General features: G+C 57.7%; 13 protein-coding genes. 8 read left to right on the top strand and 5 right to left on the bottom strand.

The window, feature by feature from the left end; all coding sequences use genetic code 11:
* Positions 1 to 24: 24 nt before the first annotated feature.
* Positions 25 to 765: a response regulator gene (locus GSQ81_RS07825; protein WP_158910215.1), complete on the bottom strand. Its 741-nt coding sequence runs from the start codon at positions 763 to 765 to the stop codon at positions 25 to 27.
* An 18-nt stretch (positions 766 to 783) separates the two neighbouring features.
* On the opposite strand from GSQ81_RS07825, the gene GSQ81_RS07820 reads away from it, so the two are divergent.
* Both GSQ81_RS07820 and GSQ81_RS07815 read left to right on the top strand, forming a co-directional pair.
* Positions 784 to 2,655: a DUF2339 domain-containing protein gene (locus tag GSQ81_RS07820; protein ID WP_158910214.1), complete on the top strand. Its 1,872-nt coding sequence runs from the start codon at positions 784 to 786 to the stop codon at positions 2,653 to 2,655.
* Positions 2,652 to 3,941, top strand: a complete 1,290-nt coding sequence (locus GSQ81_RS07815) for a hypothetical protein (RefSeq protein ID WP_158910213.1) — start codon at positions 2,652 to 2,654, stop codon at positions 3,939 to 3,941. The genes GSQ81_RS07820 and GSQ81_RS07815 overlap by 4 nt, the downstream gene beginning before the upstream one ends.
* Positions 3,942 to 3,952: 11 nt before the next feature.
* On the opposite strand, the gene GSQ81_RS07810 is transcribed toward GSQ81_RS07815, so the two are convergent.
* Positions 3,953 to 6,577, bottom strand: coding sequence for a DNA translocase FtsK (locus GSQ81_RS07810; protein WP_158910212.1), 2,625 nt, complete (start codon positions 6,575 to 6,577; stop codon positions 3,953 to 3,955).
* A gap of 360 nt (positions 6,578 to 6,937) precedes the next feature.
* On the opposite strand from GSQ81_RS07810, the gene GSQ81_RS07805 reads away from it, so the two are divergent.
* Both GSQ81_RS07805 and GSQ81_RS07800 read left to right on the top strand, forming a co-directional pair.
* Positions 6,938 to 7,402 carry a PA2169 family four-helix-bundle protein gene (locus tag GSQ81_RS07805; protein WP_158910211.1) on the top strand — a complete coding sequence of 155 codons (465 nt, stop codon included), beginning with the start codon at positions 6,938 to 6,940 and terminating at the stop codon, positions 7,400 to 7,402.
* 128 nt (positions 7,403 to 7,530) lie between these two features.
* Positions 7,531 to 9,195 carry a ribonuclease J gene (locus tag GSQ81_RS07800; RefSeq protein ID WP_158910210.1) on the top strand — a complete coding sequence of 555 codons (1,665 nt, stop codon included), beginning with the start codon at positions 7,531 to 7,533 and terminating at the stop codon, positions 9,193 to 9,195.
* Between the two features lie 69 nt (positions 9,196 to 9,264).
* Here GSQ81_RS07800 and GSQ81_RS07795 read toward each other — a convergent pair whose 3' ends face one another.
* The 3 genes from GSQ81_RS07795 to GSQ81_RS07790 form a co-directional block, all read right to left on the bottom strand.
* Positions 9,265 to 9,711: a hypothetical protein gene (locus GSQ81_RS07795; protein ID WP_158910209.1), complete on the bottom strand. Its 447-nt coding sequence runs from the start codon at positions 9,709 to 9,711 to the stop codon at positions 9,265 to 9,267.
* Between the two features lie 173 nt (positions 9,712 to 9,884).
* A complete protein-coding gene (locus GSQ81_RS19705) occupies positions 9,885 to 10,562 on the bottom strand; it encodes a hypothetical protein (RefSeq protein WP_174237952.1) in 678 nt (225 codons plus the stop codon).
* Between the two features lie 72 nt (positions 10,563 to 10,634).
* Positions 10,635 to 11,297 carry a DUF6629 family protein gene (locus GSQ81_RS07790; RefSeq protein ID WP_158910208.1) on the bottom strand — a complete coding sequence of 221 codons (663 nt, stop codon included), beginning with the start codon at positions 11,295 to 11,297 and terminating at the stop codon, positions 10,635 to 10,637.
* Positions 11,298 to 11,510: 213 nt separating this feature from the next.
* Here GSQ81_RS07790 and GSQ81_RS07785 point away from each other — a divergent pair, with 213 nt between their 5' ends.
* The 4 genes from GSQ81_RS07785 to GSQ81_RS07770 all read left to right on the top strand — a co-directional run bounded on the left by GSQ81_RS07785 (position 11,511) and on the right by GSQ81_RS07770 (position 17,627).
* On the top strand, positions 11,511 to 13,682 hold the full coding sequence (locus GSQ81_RS07785) for a patatin-like phospholipase family protein (RefSeq protein WP_158910207.1): 2,172 nt from the start codon (positions 11,511 to 11,513) through the stop codon (positions 13,680 to 13,682).
* Between the two features lie 23 nt (positions 13,683 to 13,705).
* Positions 13,706 to 14,698, top strand: a complete 993-nt coding sequence (locus GSQ81_RS07780; RefSeq protein WP_158910206.1) for a threonine/serine dehydratase — start codon at positions 13,706 to 13,708, stop codon at positions 14,696 to 14,698.
* Between the two features lie 118 nt (positions 14,699 to 14,816).
* On the top strand, positions 14,817 to 16,511 hold the full coding sequence (locus tag GSQ81_RS07775; RefSeq protein ID WP_158910205.1) for a diguanylate cyclase: 1,695 nt from the start codon (positions 14,817 to 14,819) through the stop codon (positions 16,509 to 16,511).
* Between the two features lie 78 nt (positions 16,512 to 16,589).
* Positions 16,590 to 17,627, top strand: a complete 1,038-nt coding sequence (locus GSQ81_RS07770; RefSeq protein ID WP_158910204.1) for a hypothetical protein — start codon at positions 16,590 to 16,592, stop codon at positions 17,625 to 17,627.
* Positions 17,628 to 17,647: the final 20 nt, after the last annotated feature.

The following is a 17,647-nucleotide window of genomic DNA, read 5'->3' as shown; positions in this document are numbered from 1 at the left end:
CATTATGCAGTGCAAACAAATTTGCTATATGTTCCTTCGCGCCATCAGGATACGACGCAGACGGTCACAGGAAATCATCAATTCGTCAAGAGAAGCTACATGATTAGCTTGAATGCCATCGTCTTCCAGAACTCCGGCCAACGTCTGTAGCTCAACTGCTCCAACCAGGCCCGCGCCGCCCTTGATGGCGTGAGCCTCCTTTCGGAAGGACACGTCCTCTTTGTTGGATGCAAGTTGTCGCATGCGTGTGATCCGCTCTTCTGCGTCAGTGAGGCATAGGGTATAAAGCTGCTCCAAGCGCTCTGCCCGCATCGATTTTGCGAGCTTCTCATAAGTAACCTGATCCAGAAGGGTTAGATTTTGATGAACTGCGTCGCGGGCAGCCTGGGGCAGGTCGTTCGTTGCCGCAATGGCAGCGGACAGCTCTTCCATGGTGAAGGGCTTGAGCAACAGACCATCGAAGTCGCGAATGACGTCATCGCTGGGGCGGCTTCCGCTCATGGCCAGCAGCAGCGAGTCCGCTCCGCAGCACTCGCGCAGAGCATGGGCCAAGGCGCTGCCGGTCGTGCCGGGCATTTGTATGTCGGCCAATACAACATGGGGCCGCGGTTCAGGCATGGTACTTAGCTGATGCACCGCAGCGTCACCGGAATCCGCTGTGCCGACGATGTATCCGGCGTGATCGAGCAGAAGCGCAAGAACCTCGCGGCTCAACGCGTCGTCGTCTACAACCATAATTCGCAGCGGCCCCGTTTCATTCTTCATCAGGGCAAAGAGTATCAAGTGAAAGATTCAACTGCCAAACCCTGCCGCAATGACGGTAAAGTATTGCCAATGGGACAAGAGGCGGAATCCGCGCGGCAGGATCGTGAAACGCAATTTGCCAATGAGTTGGCGTCCCTGTCGGAGCGGGTGAAGGCGCTGGAGAGTGAAGTTGCCCAATTGCGTGGAAGTTCCCCCGCGAAATCGGCAGCGACTGTGGCTCCTCCTCTGGTCACGGCTCCCAAGGGGGTTGCGGATACTCCGCGCGCCTCTTTGGAGAACCGCATCGGCTCGCAACTCTTCAGCCGTATCGGTATTGTGGCGTTGCTCATCGGCGCTGCATGGTTTCTTCAACTCGCAATCAATAACCGCTGGATTGGACCTCTGGGCCGCATCCTTGTGGGTCTTATCGCCGGTGCGGGACTGATCGTATGGTCTGAGCGTTTTCGAGACAGGGGATTCAAGGTGTTTTCGTGGTCGCTCAAGGCGATTGGCAGCGGCGTGCTTTATCTTTCGCTCTGGGCCGCCGTCCAGCTTTACCATCTGTTACCTGCTTCGGGGGCTATTGCTGCGATGGTTCTGGTCACGGCGTGGAACGCCTTCATGGCCTGGTCGCAGGACAGCGAAATCCTTGCAGCCTATGCTTTGGCCGGAGGCATGGCTACGCCGCTGCTGCTCTCTACCGGCGGCAACCACGAGATTTTTCTCTTTACCTACATCCTTGCAATCGATGTTGCGATGGTTCTCCTTCTTCGGCTCAAGCCGTGGCCGAGGCTGCTGCTGGGAGCGTTTCCCGCTACCGTCGCTTACTTCATCGGTTGGTATATTGCTTTCAATTCCGCGGCCCAGCTTGCACCGACGGCCCTCTTCGTCTTCCTTTTCTTCGCAGTGTTCATATCGGTCCCCATCGGCTGGAAGGAGAGTCAACGGCTTACTCAGGCAGGGAAGCGAGGCGCATTCCGTATCACCGAGATCTTTCTTCCGCTGGCCAACGCCATCTTTGCGTCGCTCGCGCTCTACGTGCTTTTGCAGGATGCAGGCCATCACAGCCTGTTGCCGTGGTTGATGGTGCTCTTTGCTGTTGTCTATCTTGGCCTGCTGCGATTGCCGCAAACGAGCATTGCATCGGCGGTTCACCTGTCTTTGGCCGTTGTGTTTCTTACGATTGCCATTCCGCTGAAGGCCAGCGGACGCTGGATTACGGTGGGCTGGTTTGTAGAAGCGGTGGCGCTGCTATGGGCCTCTGCGCGGCTTGAGACGGCAACAGAGGATGCAGCTTCGGCAAGTGCGCATCGTATCCTTCGTTCGCTTGCGGTGGCTGCGCTAGCTTTGGGATGCTGCGGTCTCATGCTGCAGCCCCTCTGGTTCGGTAAGCCCGTCCATGCGGCGTTTCTTAATGGCCGCTTTGCCACGGCACTCTTTGGGATTGCAGTTCTGGCCTGCGCCGCATGGATCTCGCTTCACGCGCGTCACTCGAACGAGGGGAGCCCTCGTTGGCTGCACATTGCAGGGGCTTCCATCATTGCGCTCAATCTCGTCGCAATCGTCGCGTGCGTTCGCGAACTGGATACTGTTTGGGGGCACACCGCCGCTCACTCTGACGCTGAGTTGCAGAAGGCGCTTGCGGTCTCTGCTTTTCTGATGATCTATGGAGCGGTGCTGCTGGCTGTCGGCTTCTGGAAGCGCACTGCCTTCATTCGCTGGCAGGCGTTGATTCTGATCGTCTTCACTATCGCCAAGACTTTCGTCTACGACATGCGTAGCCTCAGTCAGGGTTATCGTGTGGTCAGCTTCCTCGGCCTCGGGGCTCTGCTCATGGCAGTGAGCTTTGCCTACCAGAAGGACTGGCTGGCCCTGCGCGACTCCGAGCCGGAAGACAAAGGAGTTGAATGATGAAGTCTGCTCTTCTGGCGTTGCTGATCTTCTGGCAGACTGCGGCACCGGCTCCCAAAGTCTCGCTCGATTTACAACAGTATTCGCGCTATCAGAGGACGATCGCACTCCCTGCTGGAGCCGGCCAAACATGCGCTGTAATCGATGCGCAGATGCTTCCTCACGCCGCTCCATCGCTCAAAGATGTTCGCCTCTATCAAGGGACACAGGAACTGTCGTACGCCATCACGCTCAGCGAACCGGGGCAGGTGGATAGTACCGCTGCGCGCGTTTTGAATCTCGGCACACGCGGGCGCAGCATTGTGTTCGATCTTGAGATGACCGGCCGGCCTTATACAGACGTTGATCTCGATCTTGCGGGTCAGGATTATCTTGCTACTGCTACCGTCACAGGATTAGATACGCCTCAGTCTTCCGGGGCGACCCAGCTCGGCGAATTCACACTCTTCGATCTGACTTCGCAACATCTCTCTCACAGCACAACGCTCCATCTTCAGGAGTCCAGTTTTCCCTATCTGCATATTGTTCTAACTCTTTCTCCGGCACCCGGTGGCCACGGCTTTGCCGCAGCGCCAGGTATGGTCAAAGGCGCCACGGTTCCACCTAGCCGCGAGGCTCAGTCTCTTTACACTATCGCTGACCAAGCTACGACCATCGCGCAGCAGGGACGCCAGAGTATTGCTTCGTTTGCCTTGGGCGAGCGAATTCCAGTTGAGCAGGTAAGCTTCGTTCTTGCTCCGGGCTTCAAGGGCAATTTCAGCCGCGATGTCCACATCTCCGATCGTCCGACGGGAACGCCAAAGTCTGGGGCGGAGACCATTGATGGCACGATCCTTCGCGTGCATCTCACTCAGGCGGGACACGAGATTCGCCAGCAACAACTGAGCGTTCCTGCGATTCTTGGAGCTAATTTGCAGGGGCCTGCGACGGTTGAGGTGGCGGTCGACAACGGCGACGATGCCCCGCTTCCCATCACCGCCATTCAACTCGAGATGCGCCAGCGCAAGCTTTGTTTCTCCGCGCCGACAGCGCAAGCCGTGACCCTCTTCTACGGAGACGCCGGGCTGAACGCTCCGCAATACGACTATGCTCGTCTTTTCTCCACGGTTGCGCACGCCAACTCAGCGCAGCTTGGCCTCGAACAGCTAAATCCCGCTTACCGTTCGCGTCCAGACACGCGTCCCCTTACCGAGCGCTATCCCGATCTTCTCTGGATAGCGCTGCTTGCCGTTATATGCGTTCTTGCTGTTATCGCCTTGCATTCAGCGCGGAAAGTTCATCGGTAACAGGCTGTTTCTTATCGAATTGCCGCGTCTACTTCGCTCACCCAGTCAGGCGACCGCAGGATCTCCCGCGGCTTTGATCCGTCTGCAGGCCCAACCAGTCCATCGCTGTGCATCAGGTCAATCAGGTGGGCGGCGCGCCCGTAGCCGATGCGCAGACGCCGTTGCAGCAGGGAGGTGCTCGCCTTGCCAAATTCGAAGACCAGGCGCACGGCGTCGTCGTACATGGGGTCGTCATTTTCACTGTCGCCCCCATCTCCGTCCTTGCCCGTTTCATCCTTTGGCCCTTCGAGGAAGCCGTGCACATACTCTGCCTCGCCCTGCGCCTTCCAGAATGCGGTGACGGCGGAGATCTCTTTTTCAGTGACGAACGGAGCGTGGACACGCTGTACGCGGCTCGTTCCCGGCGGCAGGTAGAGCATATCGCCCCGTCCCAACAGGCTCTCGGCACCGTTCGAGTCGATGATCGTTCGTGAATCTACCTTGGTCGCCAGACGGAAGCTCATGCGCGTAGGCACGTTCGCCTTGATCAAGCCGGTAATGACATCGACCGAAGGACGCTGCGTCGCAAGGATAAGGTGGATGCCGACGGCACGCGCCATCTGTGCCAGCCGCGTAATAGACTCTTCCACGTTCGAGCGGTCGAGCATCATCAGGTCGGCCAGCTCGTCGATGATGATGATGATGTAGGGCAGCGGCTCCTGGTTTACGTCCTCAAACAGATAGTCGCTGCCGTGGTCGAAGAGCTTGTTGAACTGGTCGATGTTGCGAACGTGATTGGCAGCGAGCAGTTTCAACCGCCGCTCCATCTCGCGCACGGCGTTTCGCAGTGCATTTGCGGCGAGCTTCGCCTCGGTGATGATCGGCGTAAATAGATGAGGAATGCCTTCGTACATGCCAAGCTCAACGCGCTTCGGATCGACGAGGATCATCCTCACCTGCTCCGGCGTGTTCTTGAAAAGCACGCTCATAATCATCGCGTTGATCGCTACCGATTTACCTGATCCAGTCGATCCGGCGATGAGCACGTGCGGCATGGAAGCCAGATCGGCAGTGACGATGCGGCCATTGATGTCCTTGCCTAGCGCGATCACCAGCTTGCTCTTACTCTGCGCAAAGCTCTCGCATTCGACCACATCGCGCAGCCAGATTGTCTCGCGTTCATGATTTGGGACCTGAATGCCGACCGTACTTTTGCCTGCCATCCGCTCAATCAGGATTGACTCGGCGGCCATTGCCAGGCACAGGTCATCGGCCAGTCCGGTGATGCGTGCGACCTTTACGCCAGCCTCGGGACGAAACTCAAAGGTTGTGACCACCGGGCCCGGATTGATCTGCGTCACCTGACCGTTGACACCGAACTCGGCGGACTTCTCCACCAGCACGCGCGCTTCTTCGCGCAGAGCGTCTTCGCGCACGGTGGCTTGCTCCTCGCTGCGATGCAGCAGTGAAGAGGGCGGCAACTTATAGCCGCGCACGCTTTTGGGCACGATCGTTACCGTCTTGATATCGGCATCGGCCCGTTTGCCAAAGGAGATGTCGTCCTCTGCGCCCCCATGCGGAGTAGCCGGAATCGGTGTAAATGCCGTGGCCCTTGGTTCTTCCGCTCTCTTCACTGTGCGAATGGGAGCAGCAACTCGCTCTGCTTCGAAACCGTGGGGCTGAAAGTTTGATTCGCCGTCGAGTGCATTGCCGGGTGTTGCCGCCTTTGCCAATGCATCCGCATATGGAGCAGCCGCGGCAGCAGCGGTGCTAAATGAAGTTACGGGAGGAGCATCCACGAATGTTCGCGGCATGGCCTGCCACATCGACGTCGGTTCTTCCGCGATTTCTTCCTGTGGATCAACTGAGATAGGCTCCGTCCGCTTTTTCCCCCACCAGCGGAACAGACCGCCCAGCAGGGTATTGCTTTCGACCTTGTTGTTTCTGCGCTCTGCCTGTTCGCGGGCGCGTTGCGCCTTCAGTTCGGCCTGCTCGCGCTTGTTGCCGTAGGCCTCCTTCGCCGCCGCGATGCTGGCATTCTTCCGGTTGCTGCGCCAGCGGGCCCACCGCTCCCACATGGATTGGGCAAACGAGAAGTGAATCAAGCTCCATTCGCGCGCCGTGTTGAAGGTGAAAGTTGTGGTGAGGTACAGCGATAGCGCCACCATGAGCGCAACCACAATGCAGGCGCCCGGAAGGTTGAGATACTGCACCATTACGTCTGAGAGGAGCCGTCCGCTCACGCCTTCGATCGGCAGCGTACGATGCCAGAGCATGTGTCCGGGCAACAAGGCAATCGCTGCCGGGCCGAAGATGACCCACAGTCCCAGTCCAATGCTCTTTGCCAGCGGAGAGCCAGCCGGGCGCGACCACATCCAGCACAGTCCCAGCCTTCCAAGCACCAGCGGCAGAAAAAATGCTGCCACACCAATCGCCTGCAACAATGCATCGGCTACATAAGCGCCGATGATGCCGGTCCAGTTATGTGCGGGGCGGCCAGTAGCATAAGGCCCCACAGTATTGAATGAAGGATCGGTCGATGTATAGGTCGCCAGCGCAAGTAGAAGCAGCGCAGCGCCGACCAGAACGGTCAGCCCGATAATCTCGTTCAGCCGCCGATTGCGGGTCGGAGTCGAAACTAGTCTCAGTGTCTTCATCAGGGGTTACGCGCGACCTCTCCTGCACCGGCGCAGCGTCTCGCACACCGGGCGGTCTGCAAGGCCGTGAACCACCAGAGCATCTCCGATTATCCCAAAACGGCGAACAAAATTGGAAAACCTTCCCCCCGGGGTACCTGGATGCAAACCCACAGCCCATCCCTGCATCTATTCCTGCATACTCGCCGCTGGGTGCACTTGCCCAGTGGACCTTAGCAAACGGTGGGCAGGGGAGCGGGATTTTCGCGATTTCTCCTGTTTGCTGCCCGTGAAGGAGAATCGCACTCAGCCGGCGGACCCTGTCTCAACCGAAGCTTCTTTTCATCAAGATCCGATCCAACTCCAAACCACGAGGACACCATGTCAAGCGATTCCGGCAAGCAGCACGAGATAGAGCGCGTTCTGCTCTCAGTCATCAACAGCCTTCGGGACAGCCAGAAAGGCTTCGCCGACCTCGGCGAGCACCTTAAGGACGAGACGCTCAAGCGATATTTCCTTGCTGAGTCGCTCAAGCGGGCCAGTTTTCGTGGCGACCTCGAAGAGGCGCTTCATCAGAACGGTGTCCATGACATCAAGGAAAACGGCACTGCCGTCGGAACATTGCACCGTGTTTGGGGCGATCTCAAAGCCAAGCTTGGCGGTGGCGACCACGGCTTGCTCGACACCGCCGAGAGTGGCGAAGACGAAGCGAAGAAGGCTTACGCCGATGCTCTGAACCAGGAACTTCCTTTGCCCATCCGTCAGCTTCTGGCCGAGCAGCAGGCCCACATCCTTACCTCGCACGACTACGTTCGCAATCATCGCGACGCCTTGGCAGCGAAATAAGGCAACAACGATGCAAGTTATCTTCACCATCGGCCTCGCATTCCATCTGGATGCGGGGCCGATGTGTATTTTGTGACACTAACTACGCAAAACAGCGATATTGGCTGCGATGCTAAGATTGAAGGTTGATGACACTTGATAAATTGAAGATGATTCCGCTGGGGGGCCTGGGTGAGTTCGGGATGAACTGCATGGCTCTCCGCTGGCAGGATGACATTATTGTCATCGACGCCGGTCTGATGTTTCCCGAAGAAGAGTTGCTGGGTGTGGATATTGTTGTTCCGGACATCAGTTACCTGACTGAAAACCGCGAGAAGGTTCGCGCCATCCTTTTGACTCACGGGCACGAAGACCACATCGGCGGTCTGCCCTGGATCCTCTCCGAATTGAATGTTCCCGTCTACGGGACCGAGTTCACCCTGGCCTATGTCGAGGGCAAACTCGAAGAGCACCGCCTGCTGGACGACGCCGACCTGAACGAGATGATTCCCGGCAAGCGGTTTACACTGGGGCCTTTCTCGGTCATGCCCATTCGCGTGACCCACTCGTTGGTGGACTGCGTTGCGCTGGCGATTCACACTCCTGTGGGCGTCATTCTGCACACCGGCGACTTCAAGGTCGATCTTTCGCCCCCGGACAATAAGCCGTTCGATCTCCATGCATTTGCGGAGTTGGGTAAGCAAGGCGTTTTGGCGCTATTGCAGGACTCCACCAACGTCGACCGCTCCGGCTATACGCCGAGCGAGCGTGCGGTGCGTCCGCGATTGGATGAGATCTTTGGACAGGCCAAGAAGAAGCTGTTCTTCAGTTGTTTTTCGTCCTCGATTCACCGTATTCGCCTGGCGATGGAGTTGGCGCACCAGCATGGCCGCAAGGTTGCGATCATCGGTCGCTCGCTCGATAACTCGACCGAGATCGCGCAGGACCTTGGCTACCTCGATCTGCCGCAGGGGCTGATTATCAATCCCGGCCACATCAAGGACCATCCGGCCAACAAGCTGTGCATCATGATCAGCGGAACGCAGGGCGAGCCTATGAGCGCTCTGAGCCGAGCCGCGGTCAACAACCATAAGTTCGCGCACATCGATGCAGGCGACACCGTGCTGATGAGCTCGCGCGTCATTCCCGGCAATGAGAAGTCCATCTATCGCGTCATCGACCATCTGGAGCGTCGCGACGCCAAGGTCATCTATGACGACGGTGCTTCAGGGCTGATCCACGTCAGCGGACACGGCAGCCAGGAAGAGCTGCGGCTGATGATCAACCTCGTCCGTCCAAAGTTCTTCATCCCCGTGCACGGCGACTATCGCCATTTGAAACGGCATATAGAGCTTGCTAGCTCAATGGGAGTTGTGGAGAAGACGATTCTGCTCGAGGACGGCGACGTTCTGGAGTTAGACAAGAACTCCGCTACCAAGACTGGCAAGGTTACCGTGGGTCGCGTCTGCATCGACTCTGGCGGCTCCTCAAACGATGTCGTTGGAGACCTTATCATCCGCGACCGCAAGCATCTCAGCGAAGACGGAATCGTGTTGCCGATTATTGCCATCAATAAACGGACTGGACTGCTTGAGAATGCACCCGAGATCGTGATGCGTGGCATGGCTGTGGCCGAGGAGGGCTTGATCCCCGAGGCGCGGCAGATCGTGCAGCGCACGCTCGATAACTCCAGCCCGGAGGAGAAGGCCGATTACGGTGTCATCAAAGAGAAGATTCGCAATGACCTCAAGCGGTATATCCAGAAGAGCACCAGCCGGCGACCGTTGATTATGCCGGTGATTCTGGAGATCTGACCCTCCTGTTTAGAAATGAATAAAGGCGCCCACAGAGGGCGCCTTTATTCATTTGCGACCACTGGCGGCTTATTTATCTTCGATAGCATGTTTCAGATGTTTGGCGCAGGCCTCGGCGGTACTTTGCGCAGCGCGGGCGGCATTCAATTTGTCGACGGAGTAGGCGAACACGAGATTGCCTGTCTTTGCGTCCTTGATAGTAATGCTGGCCCCGGCTGACGATGCCGGTGAAACAAAGATGGTTTTAGCCCATCCGGCCTTTTGCACATGAGAAGTACCGTTGACGATGTAATCCGCTTTGGATTTATCGTCAACGATGATGACGGGGACTTTCTTTTTGAGAATGGCAGCCGAGAGATAGGTCTCGAAGCCGTCCATGGGCTCGATAAAGAGGCTGGAGTTTGGGGCGATGTGTCGTGTCGACGATGCTGCGGTTTGCGGAGCGGTTGCTGGTGTTTGGGCAGTTGCAATCGCGAGTGTTCCGAGCAACAGGCAGAGCGTAAGACAGGCCTTCATTTAAATTCTCCAAGGGGATAAAGCCCCACCAATCTTACATGCGGCGACTTTAGATGTATTTTTATCGTCTGCAACTTTAGAGGAGTGGGTATAAATCAAAAGGGAGGCCTGCCGAGGATAGAAAAGGCGCCCTTTGTGGGCGCCTTTTGTTTTGAGTGGAGCGATTGTGTCTGTTACTGCAAGATGTCGATGACATTGGCAATGAAGTAGCTGATTGGATCGTAGACGACCACATAACCCTGGTAGTAGCCCATCGAATATCCGGGCGGTGGCGGCGGTAGATAGCCATACACATCCGGCGGAAGCGGCTGGATGTAGGGAATGTAGGCATAGGGGAAGAATCCGCCGATGATAAAGCGCGGTCGGTTAGCGCGATTGATTGCGCCAAAACGACTCTGGTAGTAGCGGTGCAGATAGGCACGGTCGTTATTGCGGAAGCTATAGGAGGGGCGCTGCGTCGGGCGATGTCCCCACTGCGGCGGACGGCCTTGGCTTGGACGGCCATTGCCAGGACGGCCCGGATTTGGCCGAGAGGGTTGAGGACGGCCCGGCTGCGGTCGGCTTGGCTGCGGACGGCTTGGCTGTGGACGGCTTGGCTGCGGACGGCTTGGCTGTGGACGGCTTGGCTGCGGACGGCTCGGTTGCGGCTTCTGATTTCCACCACCAGGGTTAGGGCGACCAGGCTGCGGCTTGCCTCCGCCAGGGCTTGGCTTCGTCTGCGGCCCGCCGGGCTTTCCATGGTTGCCGCCTGTCTTCTGCGGAGCATTATCGCGGTTCTGCGAAGCAGCCGGGTACGCCGTCGATAAGCCGAAGAGAATGATCGTGCTGAATAAGAGTGCTCTTGAATGCATGAATCCTCCGGAACTTCGGTACAGAAGGCGAGCTTAGCCCTTTCGAATACGGAAGGCAAAGCAAATTACGATTTAAGCGGCGGCTGTGTATAGAACCGGAGCCATGCGACGTCTTCGGCGGAAATGAAAGTAGATCAGAACACTAATCACCGCAGCGTAGGCACACCAGATCGAAGTAAACGCGTAGCGCATCACGATCATTACCACCAGTAGGCCGGCGATGTTGGCGATGCCGAGCGCGATCAGGTAGCGGAACCCGGAAAAGAGTAGAGCACCGCACGTCGCGATCACATAGAGTACGGCAACTGCCGACGTTGTCGTCACCGGATTGAAGTAGACGATGCTGTGGCCTTGAGCGGAGACCTGCAAGGGATAGGCAGTAAGTCCCCACAGAATATACAACGCCAGGCAGCCACCCAGCAGCACGAACCAGAGCATGCGCTTTTGTCTGTAGCGCGTCGGCTCGATGAGGTACACGCTCAAGGGCAGCAGAAAGGGCAACAGTCCCTGCGCGTACAGCACAAAGGCAGCCCCGGCATCGTGAGCGACGTACGACGGCAGAATGTTATCCAGGCCAAGCCACACGAATCCTTCGATGAACTGATGCGCGGCAAACAACAAAGGCATGGCTGCAAACATGAACGCGCGCCGGTGTTTCACCTCGGCCAGGGTAGCGACTCCGATTGCTCCCAGAATGGCGCTCCCCGTGAAGTTTGCAGTGGCTGAAAAGCACATCTGTCCTGCCCCTCTGTATCAAAGGGATCATACGTTACGAAGGAAGGGGAACATCGGTCGCTTCCTCTGAAGCAACCAAAGTGTAACTGCGGTGTAATCGCTGAAGGTACCTGCGATCGCCCGTCGAAGAGGGGTTGCTGATAGATTTATGTGCAGATGATCTCTTTTGCTAAGAGCGCTTTTTCTCGAAGAATTCTTCTTGGGTTAGGCTGCATGGCTCTTCTGCCGGGGCTATCGGTCATGGCGGCACAGAAGCCGAAGATTATTCCCCCGAAACGGCCAACCATTGGGCTGGTGCTTGAGGGCGGCGGGGCGCTGGGCTTCGCGCACATCGGCGCAATCGAGTGGTTGGAGGCGCATCACATTCCGGTAGATTATGTGGCCGGGACCAGTATGGGCGGCCTCGTTGGCGGCCTCTATGCCGCGGGCAACAGCCCCGACGACATCAAGTCGTTCGTCGGACGGATTCACTGGCCCGGCGTGTTGAGCGGCCAGGTTCCGTTTCAGGCGTTGAGCTATCGCAGGAAAGAAGACAGGCTCGCATACCCCAATCGATTGGAGTTTGGGCTGAAGCATGGAATCAGCGTGCCAAGGGGGTTGAACTCTGGCGCAGCGGTAGGTCTGCTCTTCGACCGTACCCTGATGCCCTACTACGATCTAAAGAGCTTTGACGATCTTCCTATCCCATTCCGCTGCGTAGCCACCGAGATTGTGACTGGCAAGAAACATGTCTTCGATGACGGCTCGCTGGCGCAGGCCATGCGTGCGACGATGTCGATTCCCGGCATGTTCGCACCCGTACAGCATGGCGATGAAATCTACTCCGATGGTGCGGCAGTCGATAATCTTCCCGTAGACGTGGCGCGTGCCATGGGCGCGGACATTGTGATTGCGGTGTATCTGGACACTGGGCCGATTAAGCCGGAGAGCCTAAGCTCCCCGCTGGCCGTCGCCGGCAGAAATGTGTCGATCATGGTGGCGGCGAATGAACAGGCCAGCATGAAGAATGCTACGGTGCTGATCAGGGCTGACGTCAGCAAGTTCAGCGCAACTGATTTCGATAAGAGTTCCGTGATTATTCCTCTGGGCAAAGAGGCCGCAGAAACGCAGGCTGCGGCGCTCGAAAAATATGCTCTCGACGATGCGGACTGGAAGACGTATTTAGCGAACCGCAATGAGCGGCGGCGCACGGAGGTTCCCGTGCCTCAGTTTGTGGACGTTTATGGACTGAAAGGCGCGGCGCAGTCGGAAGTTGCCGCTTCGTTTAAAAAGTTTGTTGGTAAGCCTGTCGATACAACGGCGATTGAGCAGACGATCTCTGACCTCGAGGGCACTGGAACCTACTCGATCATCAATTACAACCTGATCGACGAGAACGGCAAGCCAGGATTGTTGATTCGACCCCGATCGAAGGACTACGCTCCGCCGTTTCTGAATCTGGGATTGACCCTTTTGTCTAACGACTCAAATGACATTCAGCTTGGGTTCGGCGCAAGGGCCACATTTCTGGATGTTGCCGGTCCGCGTTCGGAGCTGCGGATCGATGGCATGGTCGGGCAGGTTGCGGGTTTCGACGCGGAGCTTTACAAGTCGCTGACGCTGACCTCGCGATGGTTCGTTGCCCCGCACGCTTATGTGACGCATTCGGAGACCGGCTACTACTCAGGCAGCGCTCAGTTGGCGCAGTTCAAGCAGCGTAGAAATGGGCTGGGCGTCGACGTGGGCTACCAGTTCAATGCAAGGACTGAGCTGCGCGCAGGCGAAGACTATCAGTGGTTCGGCGAGCGCCGCATCGTCGGAAATCCGATCGGGCAGGAGTTCAGCCTTACCCCTCTGGTCACGTCGGTACGGTTTCAATATCTGGGGCAGGATGAGGTGATGCTGCCGTCCAGGGGCTCTGAGATACGTTCGAACTTCAGCTATTACACCCAAAGGCCCAATTCAAGCGATGGGCTCTCGCAGTTGAATGTAACGACGGAGCACTTTATCCCATCAGGCAAACGCGGCATTATCTTTGGTACCGCGAGCGGAGGCACAAGTTTCGGCGCAACGAATCTTGGACTTGCTGGATTTTCGTTGGGCGGTCCTCTGCGCTTGACTGCCTACGACCGCGGTGAGCTGCTGGGTGAGGACTATTTTCTCGGACAGGCGGGCTACCTGGTTCGGCTGTCGCATCTGAACCCCATCTTCGGCGACGCAATTTATGCAGGTGGCTTCTACGAGATAGGCAAGATTAACGGCGGCAACTCGGGCACGCCGGACGTGCCTAACGATGGAACCGCCATCGTGGTGATGAAGACGCTGATCGGGCCTGTCTATGGTGGCGGCAGCATCGGCGGTAGCGGACACTATAAGTGGTACTTCGGGCTGGGCCGGATTTTTTGAAGACCGAAGACCAAGGATGAGAGATGAGTGACCTGGTAACGCTCGATGAGATTCGCGCAGCGAAGCAGAGGCTCACGGGAGTGGCGGTGCGAACTCCACTCTACCGGCTGGAGCGTGCTCGTCTGAGAATGGCAAAACTTCCCGAGCCGGACTTCGACATCTATATCAAGGCGGAGAGTGAGCAGCCCATCGGCAGCTTTAAGCTTCGCGGAGCGTACAACATGGTGGCGCAATTGTCGCCCGAGGCATTGGAACGCGGGGTAATCACCTACTCCAGCGGCAATCATGCCCAGGGCGTCGCCTACGCCGCGCGAGCACTCGGCGCAAAGGCCGTCATCGTCATGCCCGACAACACCCCGGAGATCAAGAAGGCGGCAACAAAAGCTCTTGGCGCCGAGATCGTTACCGTGGGGCCATCATCTTCCGAGCGACAAGCCAAAGCCGAAGAGCTTGCTGCGCAGTTTGGTTATGCCGTCATTCCACCCTACGACCATGCCGCCATCATCGCCGGACAGGCAACCTGTGCGATGGAGATTTTGGAGCAGTTGCCCAGCGTTGATCTGATCGTTGCACCGGTAAGTGGAGGTGGCCTTTTGAGCGGAACCGGGGCAGCCGTAAAACTGACCACGTCGGCCGTGCAAGTCTGGGGCGCAGAGCCGGAGCTGGCGGCAGATGCGAAGGAGAGCTTCGAGGCCAGGCAATTGATCAAGTGGCCCGCAGAGAAGACGACCCGGACCATCGGAGACGGCCTCCGCACCCAGAGCCTTGGCGCGCTCAACTTCGAGCACGTCCTGGCCTATGTGGACGGAATCGTCGCCGTAACAGAGGACGAGATTTTGTCGGCCATGCGAACTCTGTTGTCGGTTACCAAGCTGGTTCCCGAACCCAGCGGTGCGGTGGCTCTTGCCGCAGCCTTGTACCATGCTGACGAGCTCCCCCGTGTGCGCAAAGTTGCCGTCATTTTGAGCGGAGGAAACCTGGAGCCGGAGCTGCGAAAGGCGTTGGATCGACATTAAAAGTCGTGACGGGTGTAATCTCCGGGTAGCACTACCGCTTTCGTATCAGCCTGTTCTGGCTATATTCGCGATACGCTAGGTGAGAATCACGTTGAAGATACGTGTCAGGGACATAAAATTGACTGAACTTTTCTCCTCTCGACACGCTCCTCTTAAGCCCAGTAAGGTGATCCCTCTGCTGCTCCTGTCCGCCATTGGAGCGTTCATCTTTACAGTAGGCGGGGGGCTGATCGTCTACTCGAACACGCGGCACCTGATCGAGATTCGTAACTGGCTGGATCACTCTCAAACCGTTCTCAGCAATATCCAGATGGAATCGCAGCGGCTTGATCGGCTCAGCTCCAGCATGCAACTGTTTCAGGCGACCGGAGATATAAATTATCTGCGTACTGCGGAATCCTCTCTATCAGCTATCCAGAACGGTGTCGTCACCCTGCAAAATCTCTTTCAGGACAATGCCTCCCAACGGCATCACGCAGACGAGTTGGAAACCTCGGTCGTCGTGCTAACTCATGCGGTGGAGACTGCCCGGCAATCGAAGACGGTTCCCGATCAGGAGATTCTGGCCTGCCACCACGTCCTCGATGTGATTCAGCAGGAGGAGCGCGGATTATTGAAAGAGCGCTCCAACGAATCGCAGGACAGCAGCGTTCGAAGCCTGCTTGCGGGCGCCGGTTACCTTGGCCTCTTACTGGTAGTGCTGGTTGTCCTTTTTTGGTTTCTCATTCGAGATGCTCTGCGCCGCCGGTCGTTTGAGAAGCAGTTGTCCGTCGCCAACGATCACCTCGAAGCCACCATCGAGGCGCTCGAGCGCCGTGGAGGCGAGGCCGCTCTTCTGAAAGCTACGCGCGACGAGTTGCACCTGTGCGTTACTGCAGCCGAGGCCCAGGCCTGCACCTGCCGTCACCTGCAGGCGCTTGTCCCCGGAAGCAGCGGTGCAACCCTGATCACGAACAATTCGCGCAGCATGTTGGAGATCGCAGCTTCGTGGAACAATCCCATCTCGCTGGCCGACGGCTTCGCTTCCGATGCCTGTTGCGGCTTGCGGGCCGGGCATCTGCGCTGGCGTTCTCCCGGTCACTCCGCGATCAACTGTAGTCACTTCGCCGGCGAACCACCCGAGAACTATGTCTGCATCCCCTTAGCCGCACAGGGTGAGACACTTGGCTTCGTCTATCTCACCTTTCCCGCACAGGAGATCGCAGACCTCGCACGTAGCCGTATTCTTCAGATCAGCGAGACAGTAGAACTGGCAGCGATGACCATCGCAGGTCTCAATCTGCGGGCGAAGCTTGAAAATCAATCCATTCGCGATGGCCTTACACGGCTGTTCAATCGCCACTTCATGGCAATCGCTCTTGAGCGCGAGGTACATCGCGCTCTCCGCAGCACGACTCCTCTGGCTGTCCTTATGCTCGACGTGGATCACTTCAAGGCCTTTAACGACACCTTCGGCCACGAGGCGGGCGATACCGTTCTCCGCGAGGTCGCCGAGTGTTTCCGACAGTCGGTACGCAGCGAAGATGTCGTCTGCCGCTATGGAGGCGAGGAGTTCATCATTATCCTTCCCGAGACCAACGAGGAGACTGCCGTCGAGCGCGCGGAGCTGATCCGGCAGGCCGTCGGCAAGCTGCGCGTACGGTCCAAGGGAGAGACCCTGCGCCAGATTTCGGTGTCCATTGGCGTCGCGATGTATCCCGCTCCTGCCCAGGATGCGACCGATCTTGTTCGTCTGGCTGACCGTGCGTTGTACGATGCTAAACACGCTGGTCGCGACCGGGTCCACGTTGCCCGCGAATCAGTGACCGCCTGAACCGCATTTCCTTTCGTTAGCCGCTATCATTGCGTACGGGCTCTCCCCAATCTTGAATGGAGCGTCTAATAATCGTCTATGCGTGCTCTCCTGCTTCAGCGAACTCTTCGGTCACGATTGATACTCTCGGTATCGGCAACCCTGTTGTTTGCCGCCGGAATTGCGGCAGCGCAGAAGCCCAAGGACAAGTCCGGTTATGATCGCGCCGCCCGCGCCACTGTGCTGCATCTGGCCAACGTCTATGTCACCGCCGATGCCGACGCCCAGAAGCTCTCCACCGTTACTCCCGGCCACGAGGTCGTTATCGTTCAGCGCAATGGCCCGTGGATCCAGGTCTTCGCCAACACCGATGTCGAAGACACCAGCGACGAGAACAAGCCTGAATTCACCGATGACAACGATACTGTTACTCCGGCCTCAGGCTGGATTCGCGATAAGGGCGTCGTTACTCCATCGACTCCCGGCGGCGACGCCATTCTCTATGGTGCTGCGGCGAACTTCGAGGCCGAAGCGGCTGAAGCTCATGCACCGAAAGGAGCCGCGCAGGCGGCGCATCTCCTCTACGAACGTGCTGCCGATTATTTTCCCCAGTCCTCCTTTGCTCCGGCGGCCGCATGGCGAGCCGCAGATATTCGCTGGCAGTTAGAGAAGGTGGACATCAGCACCCTTCCCAGCGCCAAGGAGCAGGAGGCCTATCTTCGACCCCAGCTCTACGATGGCGAGATGAAGAAGGTCATGAAGATGTATCCCGACACCAAATACGCTGCCCTCGCTGCCTACGATCTGCTCGACAACAAGCTCTGCGGCGACTGGCAGGGTCTTCCCAAGTGTCCTGAGATGGAGTCTGGCCTCTACGAAAAATACGCGCAGCGATACCCCGACGGCCCCAAAGCGGCAGAAGCTCTCTACAACGCGACCTACCGTCAAGGCGTAGCCAGCACCATGTATACCGTGCAGGACGACCGCAAGCACTCGCAGGATGCCGGGCAGCGGGCCATCGCCATAGCTCAGGAACTCAAAGAGAAGTATCCGCAATCGGACTATGCCGCCCGCGCCGCAGCTATCGCTTACAAGGTGCAGCAACAGATCCCCATCTTCGGCGACGACCGCGATTGAGCATCGCCGCTTGAGTTCAA

This window comes from Granulicella sp. L56, from assembly GCF_009765835.1.
Lineage (GTDB): Bacteria > Acidobacteriota > Terriglobia > Terriglobales > Acidobacteriaceae > Edaphobacter.
Note: the sequence above shows the minus strand (reverse complement) of the source record. Positions and strands in the feature narration are given on the sequence as shown.

What these genes read in the sequence shown, in the direction of transcription:
- GSQ81_RS07825 (WP_158910215.1), bottom strand. Translation starts at nt 765, where the DNA reads ATGAAGAATGAAACGGGGCCGCTGCGAATTATGGTTGTAGACGACGAC.
- GSQ81_RS07815 (WP_158910213.1), top strand. Translation starts at nt 2,652, where the DNA reads ATGATGAAGTCTGCTCTTCTGGCGTTGCTGATCTTCTGGCAGACTGCG.
- GSQ81_RS07810 (WP_158910212.1), bottom strand. Translation starts at nt 6,577, where the DNA reads ATGAAGACACTGAGACTAGTTTCGACTCCGACCCGCAATCGGCGGCTG.
- GSQ81_RS07805 (WP_158910211.1), top strand. Translation starts at nt 6,938, where the DNA reads ATGTCAAGCGATTCCGGCAAGCAGCACGAGATAGAGCGCGTTCTGCTC.
- GSQ81_RS07800 (WP_158910210.1), top strand. Translation starts at nt 7,531, where the DNA reads ATGACACTTGATAAATTGAAGATGATTCCGCTGGGGGGCCTGGGTGAG.
- GSQ81_RS07795 (WP_158910209.1), bottom strand. Translation starts at nt 9,711, where the DNA reads ATGAAGGCCTGTCTTACGCTCTGCCTGTTGCTCGGAACACTCGCGATT.
- GSQ81_RS19705 (WP_174237952.1), bottom strand. Translation starts at nt 10,562, where the DNA reads ATGCATTCAAGAGCACTCTTATTCAGCACGATCATTCTCTTCGGCTTA.
- GSQ81_RS07790 (WP_158910208.1), bottom strand. Translation starts at nt 11,297, where the DNA reads ATGTGCTTTTCAGCCACTGCAAACTTCACGGGGAGCGCCATTCTGGGA.
- GSQ81_RS07785 (WP_158910207.1), top strand. Translation starts at nt 11,511, where the DNA reads ATGGCTCTTCTGCCGGGGCTATCGGTCATGGCGGCACAGAAGCCGAAG.
- GSQ81_RS07780 (WP_158910206.1), top strand. Translation starts at nt 13,706, where the DNA reads ATGAGTGACCTGGTAACGCTCGATGAGATTCGCGCAGCGAAGCAGAGG.
- GSQ81_RS07770 (WP_158910204.1), top strand. Translation starts at nt 16,590, where the DNA reads ATGCGTGCTCTCCTGCTTCAGCGAACTCTTCGGTCACGATTGATACTC.